The organism is Persicitalea jodogahamensis, from assembly GCF_014651615.1.
GTDB lineage: Bacteria > Bacteroidota > Bacteroidia > Cytophagales > Spirosomataceae > Persicitalea > Persicitalea jodogahamensis.
This window is the reverse complement of record NZ_BMXF01000001.1, coordinates 1,121,022-1,147,451: the sequence shown is the minus strand read 5'-3', so window position 1 is coordinate 1,147,451 and position 26,430 is coordinate 1,121,022. Positions and strand designations below refer to the sequence as shown.

Below are 26,430 nucleotides of genomic sequence, written 5' to 3'. Positions count from 1 at the left end.
TGCTCCCAAACGGCCCGGCAAGGCCGTGGGAAGTGTTTTGCCGATTTCCTATTTTAAACCTACAAAACCATTAAAACTATGCAAAAACTTCGATTATCCGTAAAAATAATCGCGGCTATGGTTAAATTCTCCTGCTTTCACCTGTTTATTGTGATGCTGACCTTCGGGGTCAGTCTGGCGGAGGAAACTAACGCCCAAGAGCTACTCGCCCGCCCGGTTTCGATCACGATCGTCAATCAGGACATACGCACTGCCCTCAGCAGAATTGGAAAATCTGCCGAAATAAAGTTCAGCTACGATCCCACCCTGCTTCAGAATGCCAACAAAGTAAACCTGACAGTTCGTAACGAGCCGCTGGCTCAGGTTCTGGACAAAGTCCTTAATCCATTGCGGCTTAGCTACGATGTGTCGGGCAAGTATATTATCCTCAAACGCCAACAAGCCCAAAGTCTGCTGGAAATGCGGGGACGAATGAATCCGTTGTCGGTTCCGATAGATGTCACCGTATCGGGAAAGGTGACTGACGAAAATGGCTCGGAATTGCCGGGAGTCAATGTGTTGGTGAAAGGCACCCAAAGGGGTACTTCGACCGATAGCAATGGCGAATACACCTTATCTGTCCCTGATCCTAGCGCAGTGTTGGTGTTCAGTTTCGTAGGCTACGAAACCATGGAGATGGCAGTAGGCAATAATACGAGACTCAATGTGTCGCTGAAAGTCAACACCAAAGCCCTGAGTGAAGTGGTAGTGGTGGGGTACGGTACCCAGAGTAAAAAAGACGTCACCGGCTCCATCGCTTCCCTGAATACGCAGGCAATCAAGGATATGCCTGTAACGAATATCGCCGAAGGTATGGCTGGCCGTATGCCGGGCGTGCTGGTACAGCAGGCTTCGGGTGCGCCGGGGAGCGGCCCCTCGATCAAAATCAGGGGATTAGGTTCCATCAGTGCCGGAAACGGGCCACTGATTGTGGTAGATGGCCAACCGTTGAATTCGGGCGATCTGGTCAATGGCAGCGGGCTAAACCTGATCAACCCCAATGATATTGAAACCGTGGATGTGTTGAAAGATGCTTCGGCCACGGCCATTTTCGGGTCTCGTGGCGCCAATGGCGTGGTGATGATCACTACCAAGCGCGGCAAAGCCGGCAAGAGTACGATCAATCTTGATTATTACACGGGTATCCAGGAGGTGAGCAAAACCATGGATATGCTCAATGCTCAGCAGTTTGTGGATTTCAGCAAGTCGGCGCATAACAACGCCTACCTGGAACGGGTACCCGGCGCCTCCGTTTCGGACCTCAACAGCGCCCGGCCGGCCGGACAGCGTTACCGCTACCCCCGTGGCGAGTTTCCGGGACTGGATTTCGATAATCCGGCGGGAATTCAGAGCTACGACTACCAGAGCCTGATTTTCCGAACCGCTCCCATCAGCAACTACCAGCTATCAGCTTCGGGAGGAAGTGATAAGGTACAGTACATGGTGTCGGGAAACTACCTCAAGCAGGATGGGATCATCAAACAGTCCGGGATCGATCGCTACACGTTCCGTTCCAATGTAGATGCCCAGGTGAGCCCCCGCATCAAGGTGGGCATGAGCATCAGCCCCAGCTTTACCAAGGAACGCAGGGTTAATTCCGATGGCCACTGGGCCAGCAACGGGGTGATCAACGCCGCTTTGTCCCAGGTACCCATTGTCCCTATTTATCAGGCGGATGGCGTAACCTACAATTCGCAGGCCTCCATTGCCGCTCCCTATGATTGGGCGGGCGTCACGAACCCGGTGGCCAATATTACCGAAGCCGACAATAATGTCAATACGCTACGGCTCCTGGGCAATACGTACCTCGAAGTAGGCATCTGGAAAACCCTGAAGTACCGCGGGAGCGTAGGAGGGGATATCACGTATCTCCGCCAGAATCTCTACCGGGCCTCGACCATGCCGCTGAACCAGCTCCTGCCGCCCAATGTTAGCACCGGGTCGTCCATCACCAGCCAGAACATCAACTGGGTTACCAACCACACACTCGACTATTCGTTCGACCTGGGTACCGCCCATCGGTTCACCGCGCTGATTGGGGTAGAGGCTCAGCAGAACACTCTTGAAAACAACCGCGTAGATGCCAATAATTTTCCCAATGATATTGTCCGAACCGTCAATGCAGGCGTGATATCGGGAGGTAGTTCTTTTAAAGAGCAATGGTCGCTGGCTTCATATTTCGGGAGGGTAGGGTATACTTTCAACGACAAGTACCTGTTCAATGCCTCCATCCGGCGCGATGGCTCGTCGCGTTTCGGGGCCAACCAGCGGTACGGTGTCTTTCCATCGGCCTCGGTGGGCTGGCGGGTCAGCGAAGAACCCTTCCTGAAAAATGTCGCGGCCATTTCGGAGCTGAAACTGAAAGCCAGCTTTGGACTTTCGGGCAATAACGCTTTTGCCAACTACGGCTCCATCGGCACGTTGGGCATCGACAACTACGTGATCGGGAATGGCCTGGCCAATGGCTTGGCTACCAATGTGATCGGTAACCCCAACCTGACTTGGGAGAAAAGCCGGCAAACGGATATCGGGATGGAATTGGGGTTATTCAAAAACCGGGTTTTCTTCCTGGCTGACTACTACTCCCGTATTACGTCAGATCTGCTGCTGTCCGTCCAGGTACCCAGCCTGACGGGATTCACGTCGGCGAATCAGAATATTGGCCGAGTTGAAAATAAAGGTATGGAGTTCGGGCTCACGACCCGCAACACAGTAGGAACACTGGCCTGGACTACGGATCTTAACCTTTCTTTCAACCGGAACACAGTACTGGCGCTGGGGCCCACCGGAGATGCGATTCGGAGCGGATCGGGGGTGGGTGAGACTAATATAACCGTGCTCGGAGAGCCGCTGGGAAATTTTTATGGCTACCAGCAAATTGGCGTGTTCCGGGATCAGGCTGAGCTTGACGCCTATCCCCACTTCGCAGACTCCCGCCCCGGCGACGTTAAGTTTGCCGATGTCAACAACGACGGAGTCATCAATGCCAATGACCGTACCCTGATTGGGAACAATCAGCCCGATTTTATTTATGGCATTAATAATACCGTAACCTACGGCGGATTTGATTTGAGCATATCGGCTCAGGGGGTTCAGGGGGGACAAATTCTGAACCTGAGTCGACGATTTATCGAAAACCTGGAAGGAAATCAGAACCAGTTAGCTACCGTTCTGGATCGCTGGCAGTCGCCCGAGCAACCGGGCAACGGGATTGTTCCCCGGGCCAATACCCGCTCTACCGGCAACAACAACGCGATTTCCAGTCGGTGGATCGAAAGCGCGAGTTATTTCCGAATCCGGAATATTACCCTGGGTTATCGCTTGCCAAGTTCGCTTTCCGATCGGCTAAAAATCCAGAATGCCCGCGTTTATGCGGGGGTACAAAACGCCTTCACCTTTACGAAGTACTTAGGGTATAACCCCGAGGTGAGCGGCTACGAAAACGCCCTGACCGGCGGAGTGGACTACGGCTCGTATCCTTTGGCCCGTACCTACACCATAGGTTTGAACCTCTCTTTCTGAATTTGATCGGCGGTAGAGTCCCGCGTTCTTTATTTTAAAATAAAACCAACATGAAAAGCAAAGTCATAATAACCATAATCGCCACGTTGAGCTTTACGGGCTGTAAAGAAAAATTCCTCGACCTGGCGCCCCTTTCTTCGGCTAGTACGGCTACTTTTTTCAAAACCCAGGCCGATATGATTACGGCCATCAATGGAGCCTATGCTACCTTACAGGCCGGTGGGCAGTACGGCAACTACTACATCCTGGGCGAGATTCCTTCGGACAATACCACTCCGGTTTTATCGGGCTCGGTAACGGACCAGGACGAATTCGACAAGTTCTATATCCGGACTACCAACCCCGTTTTACTGGCTCGCTGGAACGACGGCTACCGGGGAATCTACCGCACCAACACCGTGATTGACCGGATTGGAGCGGTAGCGATGAACGAAACCCTGAAGGCGCGGATCACGGGCGAAGCCAAATTCCTGCGGGCTTTGATGTACTTCAACCTGGTGCGGGTGTTTGGTGATGTCCCCCTGGTTCTGAAAGAGATCGACGATCCGTCCGAAGGCTATGAGTACGGTCGTACTCCGGCCAGCGAGGTATATGCTCAGATTATCAAGGACTTGTCTGAGGCACAGCAGGTACTTCCGGATAGTTATAGTGGTACGGATGTAGGCCGGGCCACGCGGGGAGCCGCCAAATCGCTATTAGGAAAGGTCTACCTTACCAATAAGCAATATGCCGAAGCGGCCGCTGTCTTGAAAGAGGTGATTGATAGCGGGATTTACGACTTACTGCCCACCTATGCTGCCGTTTTCAATCCAGCCAATAAAAACAGCAAGGAAGCCATTTTTGATGTTCAGTACAAAAAGGGCCTGGTACCCCGGGAAGGGAGTGGATTCGGCAACACGTTTGCTCCCGAAAACTCGGGCAATGCCGTGATTCAGTTTGGCGGTGGGGGCAATAACCGACCTACCCCGGATATGGAGCAGGCCTACGAACCGGGCGACTTGCGTAAGAATATTTCGATGGCGACGGGCTATACGAATGCTCAGGGCAACAGAGTAGACTACTATTTTGTGAAGAAGTACCTCGACGCCCCCGTGGTTAATGGCGACTCGGACGACAATTGGCCCGTACTGCGCTATGCCGACGTGTTGCTGATGTACGCCGAGGCCCTCAACGAAACGGGAAAAACAAGTGAAGCCCTGCCCTTTGTAAACCGGATCAGAAAGCGGGCGGGCCTGAACGATCTGTCCATCAGCAGTCAGGCTAATATGCGCCTGGCCATCGAGCAGGAGCGCCGGGTCGAACTGGCTTTTGAAGGCCATCGCTGGTTCGATCTGGTTCGCACGGGTCGGGCCCTACCGGTTTTGCAGGCCAAAGCAGCCGCGATCGGGATCAAAACCAACCTGACGGCCAATAATCTTATTTGGCCCGTGCCCCAGAGCCAGATTGACATCAATCCGTCAATAATCAAACAGAATCCCGGGTACTGATAGGTACCTGAAGTGTTTAGAATACTCAAAAGCCCCTTCCAATAGTAGGAAGGGGCTTTTTTTATACTGGTTTTTGGCAAAAGTCAGGCGCAGACCTCAATCCCCGCCGCCATCGACACCCAGCAATTCGGTACGACGGGGGTACTTTGGGATTTAAAAGCGTTGCTCGACTCAACCTCGGTAGCCAGATCAATGACCTGCGAGAGTGTCCCTCGTGAAGGTAAGCCGACACGGTTTTTTACCAACTACTCTAACCCCGATTTACAAACCGAAAAAAAGACGGGCCGCAAATTTCCCGGTATTGTCCTGGCACATGGCGGCGAAGAGGCGGCCTTCCGGAACCGGGTGAAGAAGTGGGCCGCCGATGGCTACGCCGCTATCGCCATGGACCTTGGCGGGAAAGTCACTGATTGCCAGCCACTAACGATGGACTAACCGAATCAGACTCATGAGATGAAGTTCATGGCCGTCGAAAAAAGAGACCCGTGTACTGTGTGGAGCCACCACACAGAGGCCAGTGTGATTCTGGCTCACTCCCGGCTTCGAGTCTAATTTGAGTAAAGGGGGGAGCCGTTGCCTATCCGCAAGTACCCTGATTGGCGATTATATAGAACAAGTTTACAAAAACCCAACTGTCTAAAAATTCAGAGTGCTACTCCGGCAACTTCACTCCCGTCTGAATCAAATTACTCGCGCACTTCGCAACGATCTTCCCTTCGGATTTGACGATTTGGCACTCGCAGTGAATGATGTTCCGTCCCGCGCGAACTACCCGGGCGTTCGCCGTAAGCACATCGCCCAGCCGGGCAGCACTCAGGAAATCGCAGTTCAGGTTCACGGAAGTGTAGCCATAGTCGCGGCCCAGCGTGAAAACCATCATCCCGACTACATCGTCCATGATGGCGGCGGCAGCCCCACCATGCAGTACGCCCATCGGGTTGGTCATATCTTCCCGCACTGAAAATTCCACACTGATCTGTCCGTAGTCAACGGCCCGCAGGGTACCACTCAGCCAACGACCCAGAGGTGAGAGGCCGTCTTTCAGGCTCTGGCCGATTCGGGCACGAAAAAAATCAAGGCGGGGATTTGATTCTGAGGTACTATTCATGAAAAAACGGGTGTAAAGAGTACTTTAACTTTGGAGTTAGATCGACCAAAAATAGGAATAATCGTAGAATATTGGCCTTAAAAGTGCATAAATCGTGTATTTTATTACGGAGGTCTAAAAGGATATTCTTACCTTTGGGCGATTTTCCAGGGCCGTTGGCCTGACTGAATGGAACCTTCCCTCAAATCTATGAACTACGACCTGTCGCAAATTCCCGATCGCACCGCCAAACCACGCCAAAACGGCATCACAATGGTGATGGATAAAGGACTGAGCGTAAGGGAGGTGGAAGACATGCTTTCCGTTTCCCACACCCACATTGACATTGTAAAGCTAGGCTGGGCCACTTCTTTCGTGACACCCGACCTCGATAAAAAACTGGATGTCTATCGTTCGGCCAATGTACCGTTTTATTTTGGCGGGACACTCTTTGAAGCCTTTGTGGTCCGCAATCAGTTCGAAGATTTTCGCCGACTGATCGACAAATACAAGTTGCAGTATGCCGAGGTGTCGGACGGCTCCGTCGAGATGCCCGCCGATGAAAAGTGCGAGTACATTCGCACCCTGGCCAAGCAAGTGACGGTGCTGTCGGAGGTTGGTTCGAAAGACGAGGAGAAAATCATTCCGCCCTACAAGTGGATTCGGCTCATGCGGGCCGAACTCGAAGCCGGAGCCTGGAAGGTAATCGGTGAGGCGCGGGAAGCCGGGAACGTCGGTCTGTTCCGGGCGAGTGGTGAAGTGCGCCAGGGACTGGTTGAAGAAATCCTGACCGAAATTCCCAATGAAAAAATCCTTTGGGAAGCTCCCCAAAAAGCCCAGCAGGTTTGGTTTGTCAAACTGCTGGGAGCCAATGTTAATCTGGGCAATATCGCTTCTAACGACATTATTCCGCTTGAAACCATCCGCCTGGGGTTACGGGGCGATACGTTCACTCATTTTCTAGATCAAGAAACCCAAAAGAAATGGAAATTATAAGCCAAGTAGTCGATTTCTTCCTGCATCTCGACAAGCACCTTTTTGACATTATCGAGGAGTACGGCACCCTCACCTACCTGATCCTTTTCCTGATCGTGTTTGCCGAAACGGGACTGGTGTTCATGCCGCTATTGCCCGGCGACTCGCTTTTGTTCGCCGCAGGTGCCCTGGCTGCTTCCACGGGAGCGCTGAATGTCTGGCTCATCATCTTGCTCCTCATCATTGCCGCGCTGTTAGGCGACAACGTCAATTATTTTGTGGGCAAATATCTGGGAACTCAGATCAAACAACGCGAACGCGTGCTGTTCCTCAAGCGCGAGTACCTGGAACGCACCGAGGCATTTTACGCCAAGCACGGCGGCAAAACGGTCATCATGGCCCGTTTCATCCCCATTATCCGCACGGTGGCGCCCTTTGTAGCCGGAGCAGGCAGCATGGAATACGGCAAGTACATCGGCTATTGTATCGCTGGGGCCCTGTTGTGGGTACCGACGCTCACTCTACTGGGGTACTTTTTTGGCAATATTACATTTGTAAAAGAAAATTTTGAGCTGGTCATTTTTGGTATTATCGGACTATCCATTCTCCCGATTCTGTGGGGCTTTGTCAAATCGAAGCTGCTTACGCCGAAAACAGCCTGAATTCTTTAAGAAAGATCACACCACAAAAACCCCGATTCCGCACAGGACGGGGTTTTTGGTATTAAAATGATCGTAAGAAAATACCTTGTGGTTCGTTAGGTTGAACTTTTTAGCGCCTAATTCGGTCATGCCACCTGTAACACCACTTAAAACTATGAATCAATACGGACTTATTGGCTATCCGCTTACCCACTCTTTTTCAAAAAAATATTTTGCTGAGAAATTTGAGCGTGAGAATATCAAGGGGAGCCGCTACGACTTGTTTGAATTGAAAACGATCGACGAACTACCTGCCCTGTTGACCAATGCCAACCTGCGCGGCCTGAACGTGACGATTCCCTACAAACAAAAAGTCATCCCCTTCCTGGATGGCCTGGACGACGCTTCTGCCAAGCGAATTGGGGCAGTCAATACGATCAAAATCTACGCCGATGGCTCCACCAAGGGCTTCAATACCGATTACTACGGCTTTCGGCAGTCAGTGGCCGAATGGCTCGACCGACGGGGCGAGTCTCCTATCGGCATGAAAGCCCTGGTGCTGGGAACGGGCGGCTCCTGTAAAGCAGTGATTACGGCTTTGGAAGATTTGAGCGCGACTCCACAACTCGTTTCCCGCACACCCGGTGAAGGCGAATTTGGCTACGACGATTTGACCGAAGAAGTAATGGCTGAACACCGTCTGATCGTGAACACTACCCCCCTGGGCATGTACCCTGCCGTGGAAACTTTCCCACCTATCCCCTATCAGTACATTACACACGATCATTTCCTATACGATTTGGTGTATAACCCGGTGGACACGGCTTTCCTGCAAAAAGGAGCCAAACAAAAGGCCGCTATTCACAATGGATTGAAAATGTTGCAATTACAAGCTGAAAAATCTTGGAGCATCTGGACAAAAGAGACCACCCTTTGGGATCGGTAGTTCTTACCAACGCTACTTTATATACGGGCGAAGGCGTCCTGACCGACCATGCCCTGTGGCTGGAATCGGGAAAAATCAAAGCGGTACTTTCACCTGGTGAAGTACCCGAAGACATCCCGACGCGCGACCTGAATGGCAACTGGCTGGTACCCGGCTTTGTGGATTTTCAGCTGTATGGCGGCAGCAGTGGTTTCCTCACGCGCGACGGCTCGGTGGAGTCGCTCCGGAATATGCGCGAAACGCACCTGCAGGATGGTACCACGACGATCGTCCCGACGGTCTACTCTACCACGAAGGCAAGGATTCTGGCGGCGGCCGAAGCGATACAAAATTATTGGCAGGAAGGCGGACCAGGCATCGCCGGATTGCACGTGGAAGGACCGTTCATCAGCCAGGCCAAACGCGGCGCGCACAGCGAAGCGATGGTACGGCCACCCAGCCGGGCCGAGCTGACGGAGCTTATCGAAAAAGGCGGTGACGTCATCAAGGTGATGACCATCGCTCCCGAATGCTTCGACGACGAGTTGCTGGCTTTGCTCAAAACAACCGATTGGGCCATCTCTGCCGGCCATACCAACGCCAGTTCGGCGCAGATGAACGCTTTTTTTGACAAAGGATTCTCTCTCGCCACGCACCTCTACAACGCCATGCGGCCGATGGAAAGCCGCGAGTTGGGGGTAGTTGGCACTATTTTCGACCGCCACGACGTTCATGTCAGCCTGATCGCCGATGGTTTTCACTGCGATTTTGGAGCGATCAGGATTGCCAAGAAACTACTGGGCGATCGGCTTTTCCTGATTTCAGATGCAACCTTCGCCAAGTACCAAGGTACCCGCTTCGAGTTCGAGGGCTTCGTCACCAACTACGACGGCGAACGCTTTACCAACGACGAAGGGCTGCTGGCCGGATCGTGTATCACGCTGCTGGATGCCGTACGGAATTGTATCCAAAAAGTTGGGCTCGCCCCGGAAGAAGTGTTCAGGATGGCCTCGGCCTATCCCGCCCGGCAGCTTAAAATGGAAGACCGCATCGGCTACCTCAAACCGGGATACGCAGCCGATGTGGTGGCCCTGACGCCAGAGTTGGAGATTGTGGATATCTGGACTACTTCCGCTTCTTTGCCCCCCGCGTAATAGGTTTGCCGTATTTCTGCATCTTCTCCGCGGCGATGTCGCGCCGGACATTGACCTTCTGATTCTTGGCTAACTTTTCATGAAAGGCCGGGCCGATGTCGTCGCGCTTTGGTACTTTGGCCAAAATATTTTTCATTTTGACTTTCGGCTCTTCGTCTTCGGTCAGTACATCTGATATTTCCAGTTCCTCCGGCAGCGGCAATATAGCAATCTGCTGACCCATCAATTCCTCAATCTTTTCCTGATATTCCTTTTCAGCCTCGGTCACGAAGCTAAGAGCCGTACCTTCCTTATCAGCGCGGCCCGTCCGGCCAATGCGGTGGATGTAGTTTTCGGGTTCATCGGGCATATCAAAATTGATGACATGCGACACGTCAGTCAGGTCGAGTCCACGCGCCACGATGTCGGTCGCAACCAGGATCAGGTCTTCTCCTTCCTGAAACTTCCGAACCGTTTCAAAGCGATTGTTCTGCGCCTTGTTGGAGTGAATGACGCCCACCTGTTCGGGAAAGCGGGTTTCCATAGCTTCGTAAATCTCGTCGGCCAGTTTTTTGGTGCTGGCAAACACCAGTACTTTGGTCATGTCAAGATCCTTCGTGACCAGCATTTTCAGCAGATTGATCTTCGTGTGGAAGTTCGGCACCTCGTAAGCGCCCTGCGTAATACTGGCCAGCGGTGCCCCGGCGGGCGCAGACTCGATACGTAACGGATCATGAAAATGAACGGCCATCAGCGATTCCACCTCGTCGGTCATCGTAGCCGAAAAAAGCAGGTTTTGCCGCTTGGTTGTCAGCAGGTCAAGTACCGTGTTCAGCTGCGAACGAAAACCCAGGTTGAGCATTTCGTCTACCTCATCGATCACCAGTTTCTTGATATTCTTGGTTTTCAGCGAGCGGTTCATCACCAGGTCGATCAACCGCCCTGGTGTGGCCACAATGACATCGGCACCTTCGCTGACCTGAGCCATCTGGGTTTTGATGTTCTCGCCGCCGTATACCCCGATCACCTCGACACTCATATAGGCAGTCAGCTGTTGAATCGCTTCCACAACCTGCACCACGAGTTCGCGGGTCGGCACCAGAATGAGTTGCTGGGGTAGGCGGTCTTTGGCGTATTTCCACTGCCGCAGCAAGGGTAGTAGGTAGGCCAGCGTTTTTCCGGTGCCCGTTTGGGCGATACCACAGACATCGCGTCCCGACATGATGGCCGAAAAAGCTTGCTCCTGAATGGCCGTCGGCTCGGTGAAGCCCAAATCGTCGAGGGCATTGAGGAGCGGCTTGGATAAATTGAGGTCGTAAAAAGTCATACTGCAAAGGTAGCGAAGTGGTAGGGCAGGAGCAATGAATCTGTTCCAGCCGTGCGTCGTAACGTCAGTCGTTGGCATAAAGTTTTCCAGCTCCTCTGTTTATAAACCAAACCATACCAACCCATGAACTTCGACATAGATACCAAAGGACAGACTCAGGAAAAGCAGCCGGGCAAGGAGTATAGAATGAATCCCGAACCGGTAGTCATTCGTGACGGCTACCGGGGTAGTGGCAAACTGGAAGGAAAGGTGGCGCTGATCACGGGCGGCGATAGCGGAATAGGTCGCTCAGTGGCGGTACACTTCGCCCGCGAGGGTGCCCATGTGGCCATCGTTTATCTCGACGAAACCCAGGATGCCAAAGATACCCAGAAAATGGTGGAGCAAGAAGGCAGGAAATGCCTGTTGATTAAGGGCAATATCCGGGAAGAGGAGTTTTGCAGAAAAGCCGTGGGCGAAGCTGTCAAGGAGTTTGGAAAATTGAACATCCTGGTCAATAATGCCGCCGAGCAGCATCCGAAAGAGGATATTGGCAAGATTTCAGCCGAGCAACTCCAGGGTACTTTTGCTACGAACATCTTCTCAATGTTTTATTTTGTGCAGGCCGCCCTACCGCATCTTAAAGAAGGAGATGCCATTGTCAACACCACTTCCGTCACCGCTTACCGGGGCAGCGCGGGATTGCTCGACTACTCATCCACCAAAGGCGCCATTGTCGCGTTCACCCGTTCCCTGTCGGGCAATCTGGCCGACAAGGGAATTCGTGTCAATGCCGTGGCACCGGGCCCTATCTGGACGCCGCTCATTCCTTCCACCTTTGATTCGGAAAAAGTAAAAACATTTGGTAAGGATGCCCCGCTGGGTCGTCCCGGTCAACCCTGCGAAGTGGCCACATCGTTCGTTTTTCTGGCAAGTGAAGATGCCAGTTATTTCACCGGGCAGGTACTTCATCCCAACGGGGGCGACGTGCTGAATACGTGATCCTGTCGTGGTGCGGGCGGCGTCCGGCTTTCAGCCTCTCGTTTCCTGGTTAGGAAAAACGGGCTGGAAGCCGGATGCCGCCCGTGCTATTGATACCCCCGGCTTTTCAGCCAGCCTTCCATGGCCGCGGGCCAGTTGTCTACCGAGCCTTTGCCCGCGGTGCGCATTCCAAAGCCATGCCCCCCCGTGGGGTAGGCATGAAGTTCCGCCTGAATTCCCAATGCCCGCAGTGCCAGGAAATAGTCGAAGCTGTTCTGAATGGGAACTGATTTATCATCTCCGGCATGTACCATAAAGGTCGGCGGGGTAGTTGGCGAAACCATCAGCTCGTTGGAATAGTAGTTCATCAGCTCTTCCGAGTCATCCGCGCCAAGCAGATTTTTATGCGAACCGCCGTGTTGGTATTCTTTACTGAACGTAATAACCGGGTAGAGCAAAATAGCATAATTAGGCCGGGCGTCTTCGCTGGCGTACTCCCCCCGATCGAAGTGCGTAGATAAGGTCGCAGCCAAATGGCCACCGGCCGAGAATCCCATCACGCCGATCTGGTCGGACTTAATGTGGTACTTCGTGGCATTTTGCCGGATAAGCTTCATCCCCTGCATAGCGTCTTTAAGCGGCACTTCGTGTTGCTTGGTCATGGCGGCGGGATTGGGAAGCCGGTACTTCAACACGAAAGCTGCAATGCCGCGTGCTTTGAACCATTCGCCTAAATCTGAGCCCTCGTGTTCGGCAGCCAGGATGGAGTAACCGCCACCGGGGCAGATCATTACGGCGGCTCCGGTAGCTTTGTCCTTGGGTGGAATAAAAGCAGTCAGGGTGGGTACGGTCACGCCGCTGATCCGGAGCATTCCATTGTTGGTCGTTTGTTCCTCTACCGAGTTGGGGATGGCGTTGGGAATTTTTCCGGCAGGCCACAGCATGATTGTTTCATTTTGGGCCGAAGCGGCGAGCGATAGCGCGGTCATTGTCACGAGGCAAAGCAGTTTTTTCATTTTTCACTATTGTTTTTCTACAAAAAGCCAGAACCCGGGAGTACTTACCCGGCCTACCATATCCGGGTAAGGCCTTTTCTGACGGGTTGTATTTCTTCGGCACATTCTTTTTATGCTGAATTGCTTCTCTTCCAAGAGGTTTGACCGCACACCAATCAATACCCATCACGTAACATTCCATCAATGCTTCTTCAGACTGACTCCTCTTCGATTAAAGATTTACCCCAACAGATCGACACGAATTTCGGAATGGCTATCGAACGGGTAGATAACTGGATCGACGGATTCATCCGCCTCTTGCCAAATCTTGTAGTTGCCATTGTAGTCATTGCTATTTTTTACGGGCTGGGTTATCTCGCCCGGAAAATCATCCGGCAGCGTACCTCCCGCAAACAGCGCGATAACCTTGGCGACGTGCTCGGGGGTTTCGTGCGCTGGATCATTATTATCCTGGGCTTTCTGCTGGGGGCTACGATCGTGATTCCATCCCTGAAGCCCGGCGACCTGATTGCAGGGCTGGGCATAAGTTCGGTGGCGATTGGCTTTGCCTTCAAAGATATCCTGCAAAACTGGCTGGCGGGTTTGCTTATTCTGTTTCGTCAGCCCTTCGAGAATGGCGACCAGATTGAGATCAACGATTACGAAGGAACGGTCGAGCGCATCGAAACCCGCGCCACGATCATCAAAACCTATGACGGTCAGCGTGTGGTGATTCCCAACAGTGATATTTACACCAACTCCGTACTGGTCAAAACTGCGCACGAAAAACGTCGCAGCGAGTACGACGTGGGTATCGGTTATGGAGATGGCATCGAGGAAGCCTGCGAAGTAATCCGCAAGACTGTGGACGCTATTCCCGAAGTGGAAACCGACCCCGGTGTGGAGGCTTTCCCCTGGGATTTGGCCGCCAGCTGGGTCAGCATCCGGGTGCGCTGGTGGACCCACAGCCGCCGGGCCGATGTGGTACACACCCGGGCCAAAGTAATTAAAGCGATTAAAGACGCCCTGGATGAAGCCCGTATTGATATGCCTTACAATACGGAAGTACACCTCTTTCACGATCAAACTGAAGCCACCGAAGGCAACCGCAGCAAACAACGCGAAGGCTGGCCCGCTCCCAAAGAAGGATCGACACAGCCCCGTTGGAAAGCACAACTAAAAGCCAGGAAAGAAGACAATGAATCCAGGAGCGATGTGTCAAATGCGGCGGATCAAGAGAAAGCATCCAAAAATGAGCGCCGCTGATTGACCGCAGGTATCGTCCTTACTTTACAATCACGCCGTCGGCCACGAAAGCCAGTTCATTCTTGGAATCGGTAATTGCGGCAATTTCTGCCTTACTTTTTCCAGCATCCTCAGCGTAGTGACGAAGCTCCGAGACGGGGGTAGTTTTCTTCTGCGCCAAGCCTTCCACAACTACCGTCTTGCCTGCGATGTCCTTTGGAACAAAAAAACCGTAATCTTTAAAGGTCACGCGCATGGTTTCGCCGTTGTCCATTTTAACTTTCATCCAGCAGCCCTTGGCCTGGCAGACGGACTCCACGGTACCCGTTACCTTGGTATTCATGCTTTCCTTATCCCCCATTTTGGCGGGTAACTGGCTGGCTTCGATAGCCGATTTCTCGTTGATTTTTTTTCCGAAATTCTCCTGAGCTTGCGCTTGAAAAGCGAGGGTAAGACAAAGAAGCAATGCGATCAAGTTCTTCATGGTTTCTATTTTTTAGTCAATGTTTTAACAAATGTAAGAAATGGAAATCTATTCGATGACCTCAACGCCTAAGACAATCAGCTACCAGAAGTGACTCTCTCTCACATACAACTCACTCCAACACCTGCACCCACCCCTTACAGCGGCTACCTTCCGGCGTGACGATTTCGTAGAAGTACGTACCGTTGGTCGTCTCTTTGCCCCAATCGTTGCGATAGTCATCTGCCTGAAAAACCTCTTTGCCCCAGCGATTGAAGACCTGTAAAGAACTACCGCTTACGGGCACCATGAAGGTATCATTTTTACCATCTCCATTGGGCGTAATCACATTCGGCAGCACCAGCGGTGGGGCGGCATTCAATGTTCGGGATACCGTAAGAGCGCAGCCTGCTTTGTTGTAAGCTGTCAGCGTGACTACATACTGGCCGGGTTGCTCGTAGCTGCGGTCCTCCACATCAGTGGAAGTCATCATGGGACCCGCGCCGACGTTCCATTCGTAGCGATCGGCGTTTTGGGTGCGGTTCAGGAATTGGTACTTTACGGGTTCATTGCAGGCTTCTCCAGCCTGGACGATGTCAAAAAGAGGCTCGTGAGCGCGGTCCACCGTCACGGTCACCTGTTTTTCCGGCTTGCAGCCATCGGCATACTGTGCCTGTACGGTGTAAGTCGTCGTGTAGGCGGGTGAAACGCTCACCGCCGGCCCCGTTGTAGGGTTAAGTGTCGAGTCACCCCGCCAGGCAAAGGAAGTCGCCGCGCCCGAAGCGCGGAGTTCCGCCTTATCCCCTGCGCACACCAGCAGAGCGGGCGTCACGTTGAAGTCAGGTTTGTTGTTCTCGACGGTTATCGTCACCGTCTTTTTGGGCTTGCAGCCGTCGCCGTATTCTGCCTCCACGGTATAGGTCGTCGTAACGGTGGGCGTGGCGGTAACTTTGTTTCCCACGCTGTCGCTCAACGTCGGGTCGGCGGTCCAGCGGTAGCGCGTAGCACTGCCCGAGACCGTCAGCGGAGCCGACTGTCCGGGGCAAATCGTGGCGTCGGTACCCGCCAGGAAATCGGGCTTGCGATCGTCGATGGTGACCTTTACTTTCCGGTTCACCACACAGCCCGAGGCGGGATCTTTCACCTCGACATTGAATTCCGTCGTTTCTTTCACCTTGACTGTGGGCGTAGCACTTTTGGGATTGTCCACGCCGGCAATGGGCGTCCAGGTCCATTCCGCGCCGCCCGATACCGATAACGGGACGGGTACATTCTGGCAAACCGTAGTATCGCCTTTGGTCACAATATCGAGGCTCCTGACCACGATTTTACGCGTCGCCACATCCACTTTTTTACAGGTCAGGCGATTGAAAGCGCGCAGTGTCACGTTATACTCGCCGGGCTTATCGAAGGTATATTTCGTCTGGATTTTTTCGCGTGAAAACACCCCGCCGCTTACATCCCAAATGTAATCCACCCCGCCTTCGCTGGTATTGACAAAATCCAGCGTGAGCGGTGCGCAGCCGATCGTTACGTCTTTCTTGGTGCCTTCATAGACGTCGAAAGCTGCTTTCAGGCGATCGATGTCGATTTTGAAGGCCGCATTATTGCAGTTGTTGCTGCGGTTCGTATTCGACCAGGCTTTTGGGGTAGTTGGAAACCGGGTGCCGCCACAGGCGCAGGTGGCGTGGTAGATTACCCCGTTTTTATCAAAACGGCTCGTGCCACCATCCACGTGGTCGCCCCGGTTATTCTGCGGATTAGTAGCCGCTACACTCCCGAAAAAAGTGGCGTAAAGCAATGATTTAGCCTCTGCTTCCAGAATGGCGATGTAGAAGTTATCCCCTGTCGTCGTGGGTTGGAGTGCATCCGGTGTGACAGGCATGCCCCGCGTGGTACTTTGGAGATTGTATTCAGTAGTCACATTTACCGCCCCGCCCCAGCCAGCGATATAAATATTGCCACATTCGTTCACCAGAAAAGCCGTGGGCGAGATGTCTGGCGAACCTTTCCGGGAGCCAATCACCGTGGAAAACAGCGATTTGGACAAGTTCGGATCCAGTGCGTGAACGAACTGCCCGCTGTTTTCATTATTGTAAACCCCGGAAGAGATGGGATACGCACCCCGCGTCAGCCCCAGCACGTAAACATTGCCGGCGGGATCGAGATCGAGCAGGTATGCGCCGTCGGGGGCATCAGTTCCCAAATAAGTGACCTGCTGAAACTGCTGGTTCTTGAAATAGGCGATGTAGGCATCTTCCACTCCCTTGATTGTCGACTGATACGCCCCCTCTTTCGCAGGCAAATCGGCACTTTGGGTAAGCCCGGTGATGTACAGGCCGCCGTCAGGTGTAGGCTTAAGGGAGAATGCCGCGTCGAAGCCTCCGCCCCCGAAGTAGGTACTCCATTGCAGCGTGGACAAATCAGGCGAAAGCTGCGAAATAGTACCATCCTGCCGGCCTTTCAGGGTAGTTTGGTGGGCATTTTTCAGAGGGAAGTTCGTGGAGTTAGTGGAAGAGGCGACCAGTACGTTTTCATCTTTATCCAAAACGATCTCGCCCCGGAACGTGTCGCCGTAGTTCCTGATCTGGACGTTCTGAACGCTGCTCAGGGCATCATTGCCGCTGCCACCGAGGTAAGTAGAAGCCAGCAACCGCTTGCCGTCGGCGCTAAGGCGGGCAATGTACATATCGCTGCCGTTGGGTAGTTCCAGTCCGTCGATGGGCGTGATACCCGCGCCCCGGCCGTAGGTCTTCTGGAAGGCTGAACTGGTCGTGGCAAAGTTCGGCGAAGAAGTAGTTCCGTAGATAAAAAGCTCCCCGTTCTTATTGGCAACCAGGCTATTGGGAATATCGGTGCTGCTGCCACCGAGAAAGGTCGAGTACATCAGCAAAGTACCATCGAGGCTGTATTTCATAATCCCCGTATCCACTTGTCCGGCAAACTGCACCTGGGAAGCACCGATCGTGATCGGAAAATTAGCTCCGAACACCGTCCCGCCCGAAAACAGATTGCCCTGCGCATCGTAGGTGGCGGTATGGCCCCAGTTGTCAGAAGCCGAACCGGAATAGGTGGAAAAAATAAGCTCGGGATCTATCGTAAGATCGTGGGCGTGGTCGTACTCATTGGGTAGCGCGAATTTCACTCTCTGCCCTTCCAGCAGGTAGTTGGCATTCACTTCCTTCGTGCGGCCGTTTATTTCCTGAAACGAATAGGGCCTGGCTTCTTTGAAAGGTCCGACACTGGTGCCGACTTCAAGTTGGCCGTTGCTGTTCACCGATAGCTCGTCCGCACCGCTATAATTCAGCTTGATCTGGGAGGCATCCGCGCCGGGATGGACGATGAACTCGTACTTTATGGTGTAATCGTAGGCGTAAATCCGGAAGTCAACGCCGGGATAAATGTTTTTGTAAAAAATTTCCCCGAAACCCGTTGCCCCGCTGGCCCAGCGGCTGGGATCATTGCCGATAAAGTAGTTGAATTCGCTGCCGTCCGGTTTGAGCCCGGAAATAAACGTGGCGGGATTGCTGCCCTCGAACTGCACCTCCACGCCGTGAGCTTTGATAACCGTAGAGGGTGCCGCTCCGGTCCGGGCGCGATCGGCCTCTTCCAGCGGTTGCCGGGCGTGACGGGCCGAAACCTCGCGGCCGTCGTACAACACATAGACCAGCGACTGTTTTTTAAGGAAGAGAAAGCCCCCCGGTATATCGGCGCGGAACAGAACCTCCCGCTCCCATTGGCCTTTATTTTGAATAAACCGTAAGCCATCCGCCACCGTTTCCCCACCAAAACAAAGCCACACTATTCCCAGTAAACAAAAGCGTAAAGTTTGGTTCATGTATTTTTTTTGATTTTGGACACTAGATTTTGGACGTTGGACTATTAAATCATTAACAAACTCTGCCTTAAACTAGTCTAAAATCCAATATTTAGCGTCCAACGTCTCCCCTTCACTTGAACGCCGAAACGGATACGATATTTTTACAAAATTCATATTCATGTGGCTGGTTGGAACCCAGTACCACGAGTTGGTTTTCAGTTAAATCCACCACACTATCCAGGTACCATTTCACCCCCATCGCATCCAGATTAGAAGTCGGCTCGTCCAGAAAAACTACCGGGACATCCGACAGAAAGGCCAGGCCCAGCTTCACCCGTTGCTTCATGCCCGACGAAAAATGTCGCACAATTTTATTGCGCGCGTGGCTCAGTTGCACGAAATCCTCAAAATCAGCCGCCCGGAAATTATTTTTAAGCGGCTTGAACTTCTGATGAAACTCCACTAATTCCCGCAGGGTGAATTCCTCGATCAATTCCAGGTAAGGCGCGGCCAATACGATCTCCTTGTACCAATCGTCCACGTCCAGCTCACTGCCCTTCTTCTGGTAGAGGATGGTACCTTCCGACGGCGGGACGCTGCCCATCAGTAATTGAATCAACGTGGATTTACCGCTGCCATTGGGCCCCACGAAAGTATAGCTTTCGCCAACGTTCAGTTCCAGGTCTACCCCCCGCAATATCCATTCCGAAATAAATTTCTTGCCGACATTTTCGATTTTGAGTTTCACGGAAATAAAGGATACGATCTTTTCATAAATGGTTGGAAATGGGAATTGGCCTAAAATAATTTTAACCCACTTATGCGAGGTTAATGTCCTGATTTACAATAAACCGAGGAAACAATTCCTTTTTCATTTCCCATTGTCCATCAAACAAATCTACGTAGATTCCTTATTTTGGACGCTATAACCTAACTGTATGACACGAATGATTACGCAGAAGAGAAATGGATTGTTGCTGGTTACGGCCCTTTTGCTCAGCGGCAGCGCATGGTCCCAAACAGCCCGCGAGCGGGTTTTGAGAGAACTCAACCAAAAAGAAGCCATATACGGTGAAGCCGCCAAAACCATCTGGAACTACGCCGAAGTAGGCTATCAGGAAGAAAAAAGCTCGGCTTTGCTGCAGGATATGCTTTCAAAGGAAGGCTTCAAAATCCAGAAAGGCGTTGCGGGAATACCCACCGCTTTTGTGGCTAGTTTTGGCGAAGGCGGTCCCGTGCTGGGTATTCTGGGCGAGTACGATGCGCTGCCCGGCTTGTCGCAGGACGCCTGGCCGAGCCGGAAAGTAATGACCGATGGCGCGGCGGGCCACGCTTGTGGCCATCACCTGTTCGGCGTAGGCTCGGCGGCGGCGGCCATTGCGGTCAAAAACTGGCTGGTTGCGACCAAGCAAAAAGGTACGATCAAGTTTTTCGGGACGCCCGCCGAGGAAGGCGGATCAGGCAAGGTATACATGGTAAGGGCCGGACTCTTCAACGGTGTTGATGCTGTGCTGCACTGGCACCCGGCGGATTCCAACAGTGCCAGCGCGGGAGTTTCGCTGGCCAATATTTCGGCCAAGTTTCGGTTCAAAGGGGTGGCTGCCCACGCGGCAGGAGCGCCTGATCGGGGACGCTCGGCCCTCGACGGCGTGGAGGCAATGGACCACATGGTCAACATGATGCGCGAACACGTGCCCTCCGACGCCCGGATTCACTACGTGATCACGCAGGGTGGCAAGGCACCCAATGTTGTGCCGGATTTTGCCGAAGTCTACTACTACGTCCGTCACCCGCAGCGCGATGTGGTGCAGGATATGTGGCAGCGGATCGTGAAAGCCTCCGAAGGCGCGGCAATGGGAACGGGGACGACCGTCGAACATGAAATCATCGGCGGCGTGTACGAACTGCTGCCACTGGAATCGCTGGCGAAGGTCATGTACAAGAATCTCAAAGAAGTGGGTGGCGTGAACTACGACAAGTCTGAAACGGACTTCGCCCAAAAGATCCAAACTACCTTTAACCTGCCCGAGGGCAAAGAACCCGACCCAGCCGATGCGGCCAAAATTCTACCCTACGAGTATGAGCGCACCGGCATGGGAAGTACCGATGTGGGCGACGTGAGCTGGGCGGTGCCGACCGTCGGATTACGCACCGCAACCTGGGTACCCGGCACGGCGGCACACAGCTGGCAGGCCGTGGCGGCGGGCGGTACCAGCATTGGCCGCAAAGGCATGATGGTGGCCGCAAAAACCATCGCTCTTACGGCCCTGGATTTGTTCCAGAACCCCAAAACTCTCACCGAAGCCCAGGCCGAACTCGATGAAAAGAGGGGTAAGAAATTTAAGTACGAAGCCCTTTTGGGTGAACGTCCCCCGGCGCTGGATTACCGGAAATAGGAAAGAGCAGGAGGTGAAAGGTTAAAAGGTCAAAGGGTGCAGAGCTTCACATATCTTGATTATTGTTAAATGAAAGACTGCTGCTTCGCGCTCCTTTTTCTTGTTGTCTTTTGGGTGAGCGGTTGTAAATCGTCCTGGATGGGCTGGACCTGAACCGCCCTTGTACGGAAGGAAAGCACGGTAACCTTGAAGCATTTTAATTTACAGTAAACCCAATCCCAAAATTCCATGCGAGACAAAATCGCATTTGAAAGCCGCTATGCCAGTTCGCCAAACGAAGCAAAAGGCATGAATACCGAAGAGTTGCGTCAGAATTTTCTCATCCAGGACCTCTTTGTAGCCAATCAGTTTCGCTGGACGCTTTCGTTTTTTGACCGTTACCTCACGGGTGGAATCATGCCTGCCCGTGAGCCCCTTTCGCTGGAAGCTCCCGAAGCGCTGAAAGCTGCCTATTTTCTCGAACGCCGCGAATTAGGCATTATCAATGTCGGCGGGCCGGGCCGAGTCGTGGCTGATGGCGTTGTTTACGATCTGGAATATAAAGAAGCCTTGTACCTTGGAAAAGGAACGAAGGACGTGCAGTTTCAATCGCTCGACGAATCGAATTCCGCCAAGTTTTATCTTAATTCGACACCGGCGGGCCATAGCTATCCATCCCGCAAAATTGCCAGAAATGAAGCCGAGGTAGTGGAACTGGGCAGTCCCGAAACGGCCAACCACCGGGTTATCAACAAGCTCATCGTCAACAGCATCCTGCCCACTAATCAACTGCAAATGGGTATGACTGAGCTGAAGTCGGGAAGTGTATGGAACACAATGCCCGCCCACACGCACGACCGCCGGATGGAAGTGTACTTCTACTTTGAAGTACCCGAAGGACAGGCGGTCAGTCATTTTATGGGCGAGCCGCAGGAAACCCGCCACATCTGGCTGCAGAATGAACAGGCCGTCATTTCGCCCAACTGGTCGATCCATGCCGGCTCTGGTACTTCCAACTACACCTTCATCTGGGGGATGGCCGGAGAGAACCTCGACTACGGCGATATGGACTTTTGCGCGATCACAGACCTGCGTTAAGGCGGTCTGGTTTTTAACTTATACTTTATTCCTATGTCCCTTGCCCGGAAAATTTTAGACAATATCAGCATTGACGAATATTCGGCCACGCCCAAGTACCTGCAACTGAGCAATTCCATCGTACGGGGAATCCAGGCGGGCACCATCGGGAAAGGCGACATGATGCCCTCGATCAACGAAATAAGCTTTGAATTCGACATCTCCCGCGTGACGGCAGAGAAAGGTTACAATCATCTGAAAAGTCTGGGCGTGTTGGGCTCGGTGCCGGGCAAGGGGTACTTTATCAAGCAGACCGACCACAGCCAGCCGCTGAAGGTGTTTCTGCTTTTCAACAAGCTGAGTACCCACAAAAAAATCATCTACGACTCTTTCGTCGAGACCCTGGGCGGACAGGCGGCCATTGATTTTTATATTTATAATAATGACTTTGCACTCTTCAAGCGCCTCATCGAGCAGCGGAAAGAGGAGTACACGCACCTCGTTATTATTCCCCATTTTATCGAGGGCGAAGAAATGGCCCACGAAATTATCAATACGCTACCCAAGGAGCAGCTGATTATTCTGGACAAAATAATCCCGCGGCTCAGCGGCAAATTCGGGGCCGTGTACCAAAACTTCGAGCGCGACATTTACACTTCGTTGGAAAAAGCCAGCGAGCCACTGGCCAAATACGACACGCTGAACCTTATTTTTCCTGAAAACAGCTACGCGCCGCCCGAAATCACGCAGGGCTTCGTGAATTTCTGCCGCGACTACGCTTTCAATTATCGCGTCATCGCCGACATCAGCCGGGAAACGATACTTTCGGAACAAGCCTATATCAATATCATGGAGGATGACCTGGTGATTCTGATTGAAAAAATCATTGCGCAATCGCTCAACATCGGGCAGGATGTAGGCGTGATTTCTTACAACGAAACCCCGTTAAAGCGGTTGCTTCTCAACGGCATCACCACGATGTCAACCGATTTCCAGACCATGGGGCGCACGGCGGGAGAATTAATTTTAAGCAACTCAAAGAAACATCTGGAAAATCCGTTCTATCTGACATTACGGGCTTCTCTGTGAAGTTACTTGCTTTCACCTATGGCTTTTTTTCATCACCCAGTCCTCTTTTTCCAGCTTGTCGAGTTGGTAAAGACGTTTATTTAAAATAATAAACTGATAGGTAAGAGGGTAAGATTCAAGAATGTTACCATTTGATGAATCTGCTCTAAGTGTCAAAATATTATCCTTTTTTTTCCACGTACCATACCTCCAACCGGGTAAACTGGAAGTCGAGGTATAATGAACAAAATTTTTGTCGTCAGTCAACCTCAAAGTTTCAATCCAGACAGTCGTTGGTAGTCGATTTAAACGCCAATACCATCTCATGAAGAATGGGTTAATTTGTTCGTGTCTTTTATAATATTCAACAACTTTTACATTCTTTTGACTAAAAGCAGAAATTGTTAAAAATACCATAATTCCAAGAACTACCAATTTTTTCATTTTTAATTAGAAATTGTTGCTGCAACTGAGCAGCCTAACCACGAAACGAGCAGGATGCTTATTCCTGTATTACAAGATGGTTTTCTTGGAGTTTTAGGAGTAAATTCGTTTTTTAATTAAAAACAAAAATCCAATAAAACATGAAAACTGCCATTTTATCGAGCGAGTCTGATGCCAACTTAAACCTGCTGATTGAATTGGCAGACAAGTTGGGAATTAAAACCAGAGTATTATCCCAGCAAGATGCTGAAGATCTTTCACTAGCGTACGCAATCAAGGTCGGAAGGACCGGCGAGTTTATTGATACTCAAGACTTCATCAAGTCCTTGCGCCAATGAAAGTTAAAATTGATAAATCATTTGAAAAAGATACAAAAAAGGTAAAGGACAAGAAGCTATTAGCGAAGGTAGCCGACGTAATTGAACAGGTACAGTCTTCCGAGAACAATCGAGGAATTAAAAACTTAAAAAAGCTGAAGGGCTCTCACAACTGCTACCGCATCAGAGTGGGAGAATACAGAATCGGCATCATCATCGAAGGGGAAATGGTAGAATTCATCAGGTTTTTGCCTAGGAAGAACGTTTACGATCAATTTCCCTAGGTGAGGAAAAAGGAAACAGGCATCCTTGTATAGTGCAGGATGGTTAGGTATGCTGCTTGAAGTACTTTTGTAATAGCATTTGAAAATATACACCGCAAAATAACCCTTATTTACAATATAACCTCAATTTCATGACTTCCAGCACAACTTTCAAGCACGTCAACTACCTCTGGGATGAGGCCAAAGCCGCCGAACTTGCGGGCGATGAAGTAGCTTTATTCCTGTATCGTTCCAACATATTAGGCGCCGACCTCCGCATCACCAATTATGGCGGCGGCAACACCAGCGTCAAAACGATTGAGAAGGACGTCCTGACGGGCGCTCCTGCTGAGGTCATGTGGATCAAAGGCTCAGGTGGCGACATCGGGACACTTACCCGTAAAGGCATCGCCGGACTATATACCGAAAAGCTGCGGGCGCTGAAGAATATCTACCGCGGCCTCGAACACGAGGACGAAATGGTGGCGCTTTTCTACCATACTTTGTACGACCTCGACAGCACGGCACCGTCCATCGACACGCCACTGCACGGGATGCTGCCCTTTAAGCACATCGACCACCTGCACCCCGACGCGCTTATCGCCATCGCTGCCGCCAAAGACAGCGAGGCCATTACCAAAGAAATCTGGGGCGACACCATGGGCTGGGTACCCTGGCAGCGTCCGGGCTTCGACCTGGGCCTGCAACTGGAAAAGTGCCTGGCCGAAAACCCCGGCATCCGGGGGATCGTGCTGGGTAGCCACGGACTGTTTACCTGGGGCGACACGTCGCACGAATGCTACGTCAATAGTCTGGAAGTCATTGAGCAGGCTTCGCAATACATCGAGGACCGCCTGGGCGAAAAAGGTCCTATATTCGGCGGCGAGAAAGTAGCTGCCCTGCCCGAAGCCGACCGTAAGGCGCAGGCTGCCAAGCTGGCCCCTGTCCTGCGCGGGCTGTGTTCCAGTGAAAAGCGTATGATTGGCCATTTCACCGACGATTCGCGCGTGCTGCAGTTTGTGGGCAGCCATGATCTGGACCGCCTGGCACCACTTGGTACCTCCTGCCCCGACCACTTCCTGCGCACCAAAATTCAGCCCCTGGTGCTGGAACTCGCACCGGATGAGGATTTGAGTGATACCGAAAAAGTGAAAGAGCAAATCACCTCTGCCTTCGAAGAATACCGCCTGCAGTACAACGGCTATTACCAGGCCCATAAGCGCGACAACAGTCCGGCGGTGCGCGACCCCAACCCGGTCGTCATTCTTTATCCCGGCGTGGGCATGTTCGCCTTTGCCAAAAATAAGCAGACCGCCCGCGTTGCGGCCGAATTCTACACCAACGCGATCAACGTGATGCGCGGAGCCGAGGCCATTTCGGAATACACGGCTCTGCCACGGCAGGAGGCGTTCGACATCGAGTACTGGTTGCTCGAAGAGGCCAAATTGCAGCGGATGCCCAAGGAGCAGCCCCTCTCGCGCCGCGTGGCCATCGTCACTGGTGGTGGCGGGGGCATCGGCAAAGCCATCGCCGACAAGCTGGCCGCCGAGGGTGCCTGCGTGGTACTGACCGACATCGCCGAAGACCGCCTTGTGGAAGCCAACGCGACCTACAAGCGCGACGTGTCCACCTACGCGGCGGGCGACGTCACTGATCCCAATGCCGTAGAGAAGACTTTCGACAAAGCCTGCCTGGAATTTGGCGGGGTAGATATTGTGGTGCACTGCGCCGGACTCGCCATCTCGAAACCGCTGGAAGAAACGACTCAGAAGGACTGGGATATTTTGCAGGATGTGTTGGTTAAGGGCCAATTCCACATGGCGCAGTCGGGCGTGAAGGTCATGCGGAAGCAGGGCTTTGGCGGCGACATCATCAGCATCGCTTCCAAAAACGGACTGGTTGCCGGACCAAACAACGTAGCCTATGGCACCGCCAAAGCCGCCCAGCAACACATGACCCGCCTACTGGCCGCCGAACTGGGACCTGAAAAAATCAAGGTCAATACCGTCAACCCCGACGGCGTGATCGTGGGCAGTAAAATCTGGGAAGGCGCCTGGGCCGAAGGCCGAGCCAAAGCCTACGGGATCACCGTGGAAGAACTACCCGCCCACTACGCCAAGCGTAATCTGATGAACGAGATTATTTATCCTGAAGACATTGCCAACGGCGTTTTTGCCTTCGTAGGTGTGTTGGACAAGAGTACCGGAAATATCCTGAATGTCGATGGTGGCATGGCGAACGCGTTTGTGCGGTAAGAGTTTAAAGAG

22 protein-coding genes are annotated in these 26,430 nt (G+C 52.5%); 15 read left to right on the top strand and 7 right to left on the bottom strand.

All coding sequences use genetic code 11. The features are described 5' to 3' along the window. The first annotated feature begins 78 nt into the window (after positions 1–78). From IE117_RS04775 to IE117_RS04765, 3 genes are all read left to right on the top strand, one after another. Complete coding sequence (locus tag IE117_RS04775) at positions 79–3,561, top strand: TonB-dependent receptor (RefSeq protein WP_189563175.1); 3,483 nt, start codon at positions 79–81, stop codon at positions 3,559–3,561. 50 nt (positions 3,562–3,611) lie between these two features. Further along, a complete protein-coding gene (locus tag IE117_RS04770; protein ID WP_189563174.1) occupies positions 3,612–5,048 on the top strand; it encodes a RagB/SusD family nutrient uptake outer membrane protein in 1,437 nt (478 codons plus the stop codon). A gap of 162 nt (positions 5,049–5,210) precedes the next feature. After that, positions 5,211–5,483 (top strand): hypothetical protein, encoded by a 273-nt coding sequence (locus IE117_RS04765; RefSeq protein ID WP_229580337.1) that lies wholly within the window; start codon positions 5,211–5,213, stop codon positions 5,481–5,483. A 217-nt stretch (positions 5,484–5,700) separates the two neighbouring features. Here the strand turns inward: IE117_RS04765 and IE117_RS04760 are convergent, their stop codons facing one another. Continuing rightward, positions 5,701–6,156: a PaaI family thioesterase gene (locus IE117_RS04760; protein WP_189563172.1), complete on the bottom strand. Its 456-nt coding sequence runs from the start codon at positions 6,154–6,156 to the stop codon at positions 5,701–5,703. Between the two features lie 189 nt (positions 6,157–6,345). Here IE117_RS04760 and IE117_RS04755 point away from each other — a divergent pair, with 189 nt between their 5' ends. The 4 genes from IE117_RS04755 (at position 6,346) to nagA (ending at position 9,830) form a co-directional block, all read left to right on the top strand. Next, the gene (locus tag IE117_RS04755) at positions 6,346–7,131 is read left to right on the top strand and encodes a phosphosulfolactate synthase (RefSeq protein WP_189563171.1); all 786 of its coding nucleotides are present in this window, start codon (positions 6,346–6,348) and stop codon (positions 7,129–7,131) included. Beyond that, positions 7,119–7,772: a DedA family protein gene (locus IE117_RS04750; RefSeq protein ID WP_189563170.1), complete on the top strand. Its 654-nt coding sequence runs from the start codon at positions 7,119–7,121 to the stop codon at positions 7,770–7,772. Before IE117_RS04755 ends, IE117_RS04750 begins: the two co-directional genes overlap by 13 nt. Positions 7,773–7,926: 154 nt before the next feature. Next, positions 7,927–8,697, top strand: coding sequence for a shikimate dehydrogenase family protein (locus IE117_RS04745; RefSeq protein WP_189563169.1), 771 nt, complete (start codon positions 7,927–7,929; stop codon positions 8,695–8,697). Further along, on the top strand, positions 8,655–9,830 hold the full coding sequence (gene nagA, locus IE117_RS04740) for an N-acetylglucosamine-6-phosphate deacetylase (protein WP_189563168.1): 1,176 nt from the start codon (positions 8,655–8,657) through the stop codon (positions 9,828–9,830). Before IE117_RS04745 ends, nagA begins: the two co-directional genes overlap by 43 nt. On the opposite strand, the gene IE117_RS04735 is transcribed toward nagA, so the two are convergent. Beyond that, positions 9,802–11,136, bottom strand: coding sequence for a DEAD/DEAH box helicase (locus IE117_RS04735; RefSeq protein ID WP_189564238.1), 1,335 nt, complete (start codon positions 11,134–11,136; stop codon positions 9,802–9,804). The genes nagA and IE117_RS04735 overlap by 29 nt on opposite strands. A 123-nt stretch (positions 11,137–11,259) precedes the next feature. Here IE117_RS04735 and IE117_RS04730 point away from each other — a divergent pair, with 123 nt between their 5' ends. After that, complete coding sequence (locus tag IE117_RS04730) at positions 11,260–12,117, top strand: SDR family oxidoreductase (RefSeq protein ID WP_189563167.1); 858 nt, start codon at positions 11,260–11,262, stop codon at positions 12,115–12,117. A gap of 86 nt (positions 12,118–12,203) precedes the next feature. On the opposite strand, the gene IE117_RS04725 is transcribed toward IE117_RS04730, so the two are convergent. After that, positions 12,204–13,112 carry an alpha/beta hydrolase gene (locus tag IE117_RS04725; RefSeq protein ID WP_189563166.1) on the bottom strand — a complete coding sequence of 303 codons (909 nt, stop codon included), beginning with the start codon at positions 13,110–13,112 and terminating at the stop codon, positions 12,204–12,206. Between the two features lie 183 nt (positions 13,113–13,295). On the opposite strand from IE117_RS04725, the gene IE117_RS04720 reads away from it, so the two are divergent. Continuing rightward, entirely contained in the window at positions 13,296–14,357 is a 1,062-nt protein-coding gene (locus IE117_RS04720) for a mechanosensitive ion channel family protein (RefSeq protein WP_189563165.1), read from the top strand. A gap of 19 nt (positions 14,358–14,376) precedes the next feature. On the opposite strand, the gene IE117_RS04715 is transcribed toward IE117_RS04720, so the two are convergent. From IE117_RS04715 to IE117_RS04705, 3 genes are all read right to left on the bottom strand, one after another. Beyond that, the gene (locus IE117_RS04715) at positions 14,377–14,820 is read right to left on the bottom strand and encodes a DUF4920 domain-containing protein (RefSeq protein WP_189563164.1); all 444 of its coding nucleotides are present in this window, start codon (positions 14,818–14,820) and stop codon (positions 14,377–14,379) included. Between the two features lie 112 nt (positions 14,821–14,932). Next, the gene (locus tag IE117_RS04710; protein WP_189563163.1) at positions 14,933–18,637 is read right to left on the bottom strand and encodes a DUF7948 domain-containing protein; all 3,705 of its coding nucleotides are present in this window, start codon (positions 18,635–18,637) and stop codon (positions 14,933–14,935) included. 112 nt (positions 18,638–18,749) lie between these two features. Beyond that, the gene (locus IE117_RS04705; RefSeq protein ID WP_189563162.1) at positions 18,750–19,367 is read right to left on the bottom strand and encodes an ABC transporter ATP-binding protein; all 618 of its coding nucleotides are present in this window, start codon (positions 19,365–19,367) and stop codon (positions 18,750–18,752) included. A gap of 190 nt (positions 19,368–19,557) precedes the next feature. Between IE117_RS04705 and IE117_RS04700 the strand changes: the two genes are divergently transcribed. The 3 genes from IE117_RS04700 to IE117_RS04690 all read left to right on the top strand — a co-directional run bounded on the left by IE117_RS04700 (position 19,558) and on the right by IE117_RS04690 (position 23,160). Further along, positions 19,558–21,015: an amidohydrolase gene (locus tag IE117_RS04700; RefSeq protein ID WP_189563161.1), complete on the top strand. Its 1,458-nt coding sequence runs from the start codon at positions 19,558–19,560 to the stop codon at positions 21,013–21,015. Between the two features lie 228 nt (positions 21,016–21,243). Continuing rightward, complete coding sequence (gene kduI, locus IE117_RS04695) at positions 21,244–22,092, top strand: 5-dehydro-4-deoxy-D-glucuronate isomerase (RefSeq protein ID WP_189563160.1); 849 nt, start codon at positions 21,244–21,246, stop codon at positions 22,090–22,092. Positions 22,093–22,125: 33 nt separating this feature from the next. After that, complete coding sequence (locus IE117_RS04690; protein WP_189563159.1) at positions 22,126–23,160, top strand: GntR family transcriptional regulator; 1,035 nt, start codon at positions 22,126–22,128, stop codon at positions 23,158–23,160. Between the two features lie 12 nt (positions 23,161–23,172). Here the strand turns inward: IE117_RS04690 and IE117_RS04685 are convergent, their stop codons facing one another. Next, on the bottom strand, positions 23,173–23,583 hold the full coding sequence (locus IE117_RS04685) for a hypothetical protein (protein WP_189563158.1): 411 nt from the start codon (positions 23,581–23,583) through the stop codon (positions 23,173–23,175). Between the two features lie 140 nt (positions 23,584–23,723). Here IE117_RS04685 and IE117_RS04680 point away from each other — a divergent pair, with 140 nt between their 5' ends. From IE117_RS04680 to IE117_RS04670, 3 genes are all read left to right on the top strand, one after another. Continuing rightward, positions 23,724–23,921: a hypothetical protein gene (locus tag IE117_RS04680; RefSeq protein WP_189563157.1), complete on the top strand. Its 198-nt coding sequence runs from the start codon at positions 23,724–23,726 to the stop codon at positions 23,919–23,921. Beyond that, positions 23,918–24,184 (top strand): type II toxin-antitoxin system RelE family toxin, encoded by a 267-nt coding sequence (locus tag IE117_RS04675; protein WP_189563156.1) that lies wholly within the window; start codon positions 23,918–23,920, stop codon positions 24,182–24,184. Before IE117_RS04680 ends, IE117_RS04675 begins: the two co-directional genes overlap by 4 nt. A gap of 131 nt (positions 24,185–24,315) precedes the next feature. Beyond that, positions 24,316–26,418 (top strand): bifunctional aldolase/short-chain dehydrogenase, encoded by a 2,103-nt coding sequence (locus IE117_RS04670; protein WP_189563155.1) that lies wholly within the window; start codon positions 24,316–24,318, stop codon positions 26,416–26,418. The last annotated feature ends 12 nt before the right edge of the window (positions 26,419–26,430 follow it).

Excerpts from the sequence above, each read along its gene's own strand:
- IE117_RS04680 (WP_189563157.1), top strand. The coding sequence starts at position 23,724 with ATGAAAACTGCCATTTTATCGAGCGAGTCTGATGCCAACTTAAACCTG.
- IE117_RS04775 (WP_189563175.1), top strand. The coding sequence starts at position 79 with ATGCAAAAACTTCGATTATCCGTAAAAATAATCGCGGCTATGGTTAAA.
- IE117_RS04715 (WP_189563164.1), bottom strand. The coding sequence starts at position 14,820 with ATGAAGAACTTGATCGCATTGCTTCTTTGTCTTACCCTCGCTTTTCAA.
- IE117_RS04720 (WP_189563165.1), top strand. The coding sequence starts at position 13,296 with ATGCTTCTTCAGACTGACTCCTCTTCGATTAAAGATTTACCCCAACAG.
- IE117_RS04730 (WP_189563167.1), top strand. The coding sequence starts at position 11,260 with ATGAACTTCGACATAGATACCAAAGGACAGACTCAGGAAAAGCAGCCG.
- IE117_RS04770 (WP_189563174.1), top strand. The coding sequence starts at position 3,612 with ATGAAAAGCAAAGTCATAATAACCATAATCGCCACGTTGAGCTTTACG.
- kduI (WP_189563160.1), top strand. The coding sequence starts at position 21,244 with ATGCGAGACAAAATCGCATTTGAAAGCCGCTATGCCAGTTCGCCAAAC.
- IE117_RS04675 (WP_189563156.1), top strand. The coding sequence starts at position 23,918 with ATGAAAGTTAAAATTGATAAATCATTTGAAAAAGATACAAAAAAGGTA.
- IE117_RS04670 (WP_189563155.1), top strand. The coding sequence starts at position 24,316 with ATGACTTCCAGCACAACTTTCAAGCACGTCAACTACCTCTGGGATGAG.
- IE117_RS04755 (WP_189563171.1), top strand. The coding sequence starts at position 6,346 with ATGAACTACGACCTGTCGCAAATTCCCGATCGCACCGCCAAACCACGC.
- IE117_RS04700 (WP_189563161.1), top strand. The coding sequence starts at position 19,558 with ATGACACGAATGATTACGCAGAAGAGAAATGGATTGTTGCTGGTTACG.
- IE117_RS04735 (WP_189564238.1), bottom strand. The coding sequence starts at position 11,136 with ATGACTTTTTACGACCTCAATTTATCCAAGCCGCTCCTCAATGCCCTC.
- IE117_RS04710 (WP_189563163.1), bottom strand. The coding sequence starts at position 18,637 with ATGAACCAAACTTTACGCTTTTGTTTACTGGGAATAGTGTGGCTTTGT.
- IE117_RS04685 (WP_189563158.1), bottom strand. The coding sequence starts at position 23,583 with ATGAAAAAATTGGTAGTTCTTGGAATTATGGTATTTTTAACAATTTCT.
- IE117_RS04690 (WP_189563159.1), top strand. The coding sequence starts at position 22,126 with ATGTCCCTTGCCCGGAAAATTTTAGACAATATCAGCATTGACGAATAT.
- IE117_RS04725 (WP_189563166.1), bottom strand. The coding sequence starts at position 13,112 with ATGAAAAAACTGCTTTGCCTCGTGACAATGACCGCGCTATCGCTCGCC.
- IE117_RS04745 (WP_189563169.1), top strand. The coding sequence starts at position 7,927 with ATGAATCAATACGGACTTATTGGCTATCCGCTTACCCACTCTTTTTCA.
- IE117_RS04750 (WP_189563170.1), top strand. The coding sequence starts at position 7,119 with ATGGAAATTATAAGCCAAGTAGTCGATTTCTTCCTGCATCTCGACAAG.
- IE117_RS04760 (WP_189563172.1), bottom strand. The coding sequence starts at position 6,156 with ATGAATAGTACCTCAGAATCAAATCCCCGCCTTGATTTTTTTCGTGCC.